Genomic DNA, 2,496 nt, shown 5'->3' with positions numbered 1-2,496 from the left:
GGGAAGGCGAAAGGGTCTTCCGGCCGGGCCTCTTCCGACCAGGACGGCAGCCGGCCCGCCGCGGGGGCGGCGCCCTTCGGCTCGATCCCGAACGGATAGGCCATGGGGTCGTCGACATCGATCGAATGGCTGGCCGACGGCGCCTCGGCGCCCGACATCCGCACCGCGAACTGGTAGTCGCCCATGGCGATCCGGTCGCCGTCCGACAGCACCCGGCTGTTGGCGCGGCCCAGCGGCGCGTCGCTGCCGTTCACGAAGGTGCCGTTGGTCGACAGGTCGAACAGCACGTAGCTGCCGTCGACATAGTCGATGAAGCAGTGGCTCTTCGACAGGAAGCGCGACGGGTCGTCCAGCACCCAGTCGCAGTCGTCGCCGCGGCCGATGGTCAGGCCGCGATGGTCGAAGCTGCGGGATTCCCCGCCGCCGGAGATCAGGTCGAGAATGAGCTTCATGGCATGCGGGCCCACGCGGCGGTGCGGGGCGGGCCGCCCCTGACGATGCTAGGACACACGATATTGGAAGGCGCCCTGTGAGTCCAACGACACGCCCGCCTCCTCGATCGGCGCGCCCTCCGCCATCCTGGCCAGGAACAGGGCGGCCAGCTCGGGCAGGACGGTGCGCGACAGGATCTGCTCGATGGCGCGGGCGCCGCTCTCGCTCTCGGTCGCCCGGGCGCACAGCCCCTGGACCAGCGCGTCGTCATAGACGAAGCGCGCGCCGTAGGACTCCTCGACCCGCTTGCGGATCCGCTCCAGCTGCAGCCGGGCGATGCTGCGCAGCGTCTCGTCGCCCAGCGGCAGGTAGGGGATGACCGAGATGCGGCCGAGGAAGGCCGGCTTGAAGGTCTTCAGCAGCTCCGGCCGCAGCGCCGCGGCCAGGCCGGCTGCGTCGGGCGCGGTGTCCGGATCGGCGTAGAGCTTGGCGATCAGGTCGGTGCCGGCATTCGACGTCATGATCACGACGGTGTTCTTGAAGTCGATATCGCGGCCCTCGCCGTCGCGCAGCATGCCCTTGTCGAACACCTGGTAGAACACGTCCTGGACGCCGGGATGCGCCTTCTCCAGCTCGTCCAGCAGCACCACGGAGTAGGGCCGGCGCCGCACCGCCTCGGTCAGCACGCCGCCCTCGCCATAGCCGACATAGCCGGGCGGGGAGCCGAGCAGCAGCGAGACCTTATGCTCCTCCTTGAACTCCGACATGTTGATCACGGTCAGGTTCTGCTCGCCGCCGTAGAGCAGGTCGGCCAGCGCCAGCGCCGTCTCGGTCTTGCCGACGCCGGAGGAGCCGACGAACATGAACACGCCGATCGGCTTGCGCGGGTCGGTCAGCTTGGCGCGGGAGGTGCGGATCGCCTGGGCCACGGCGCCCAAGGCGTGGTCCTGGCCCACCACCCGCTCGCGCAGGCTGTCCTCCAGGTTCAGCACCGCGCGGATCTCGTTCGACACCATGCGGCCGACCGGGATGCCGGTCCAGTTGGCCACCACCTCGGCGATGGCCTGGGCGTCGACCTCGACCGGGATCAGCGGCGCCTCGCCCTGCAGCGCTGTCAGGGCGGCGCGGGCCTCGCCATACTCCGCCCGCCAGGCGGCGATCTCGGCCGGGTCGACGGGCACGGCCGGCGGCGCGTCGGCGGCCGGCTTCTCCTTTTCCTTGACGCCGGCGGCCGGCGGCAGGCCCTCGGCCGCCTCGATCTTCGCGCGCAGGTCGCGGATCCGGTCCACCAGGCCCGATTCCTCCTGCCAGCGGTCGCGCAGGGTGGCCAGTGTCGCCTCGGTGTCGGCCCGCCGCTGCTGCAGCGCCGCGATCTCCTCGCCTCGGGTCTCGGCGGTCGCCTGCTCGCGCGTCAGGATCGCGATCTCGGCATCCAGCCGGTCGATCTCGCGCTGGCCCGCCTCCACCGCCGCCGGCGTGGCGGCCTGGGCCATGGCCACGCGGGCGCAGGCGGTGTCCAACAGGCTGACCGACTTGTCCGGCAGCTGCCGGGCCGGGATGTAGCGGTGCGACAGGCGCACGCTCTCCTGCACCGCCTCGTCCAGGATGCGGACACGGTGATGCGTCTCCAGCATCGGCACCATGCCGCGCATCATGCCGATGGCGGCGGCCTCGCCCGGCTCCTCCACCTTCACCACCTGGAAGCGGCGGGTCAGGGCGGCATCCTTCTCGAAGTACTTCTTGTACTCGGCCCAGGTGGTGGCGGCGATGGTGCGCAGCTCGCCGCGCGCCAGGGCCGGCTTCAGCAGGTTGGCCGCGTCGCCCTGGCCGGCCTGGCCGCCGGCGCCGATCAGGGTGTGCGCCTCGTCGATGAACAGGATGATCGGCGTCGGGCTGGCATTCACCTCCTCGATCACCGATTTCAGCCGGTTCTCGAACTCGCCCTTCACCCCGGCGCCGGCCTGCAGCAGGCCGAGGTCGAGGGTGCGCAGCGCCACGCCGCGCAGCAGCTCAGGCACGTCGCCGGCGGCGATGCGCAGGGCGAAGCCCTCCACCACCGCCGTC

The 2,496-nt window shown here is 71.4% G+C and carries 2 protein-coding genes; both read right to left on the bottom strand.

Annotated features, from left to right (window positions below; all coding sequences use genetic code 11):
- The coding region (locus tag P409_RS31715; protein ID WP_034847962.1) for a type VI secretion system-associated FHA domain protein at positions 1 to 452 on the bottom strand (452 nt) is incomplete at its 3' end.
- Between the two features lie 48 nt (positions 453 to 500).
- Positions 501 to 2,496, bottom strand: a 1,996-nt coding sequence (gene tssH / locus P409_RS31710; RefSeq protein ID WP_034847959.1) for a type VI secretion system ATPase TssH, incomplete at its 5' end; no start/stop codon positions are given.

The sequence above is a fragment of the Inquilinus limosus MP06 genome (assembly GCF_000767795.1).
Taxonomy (GTDB): Bacteria; Pseudomonadota; Alphaproteobacteria; order DSM-16000; family Inquilinaceae; genus Inquilinus; species Inquilinus limosus_E.
The sequence above is the reverse complement of the archived record's forward strand: the minus strand, read 5'-3'. Positions and strand labels throughout refer to the sequence as shown.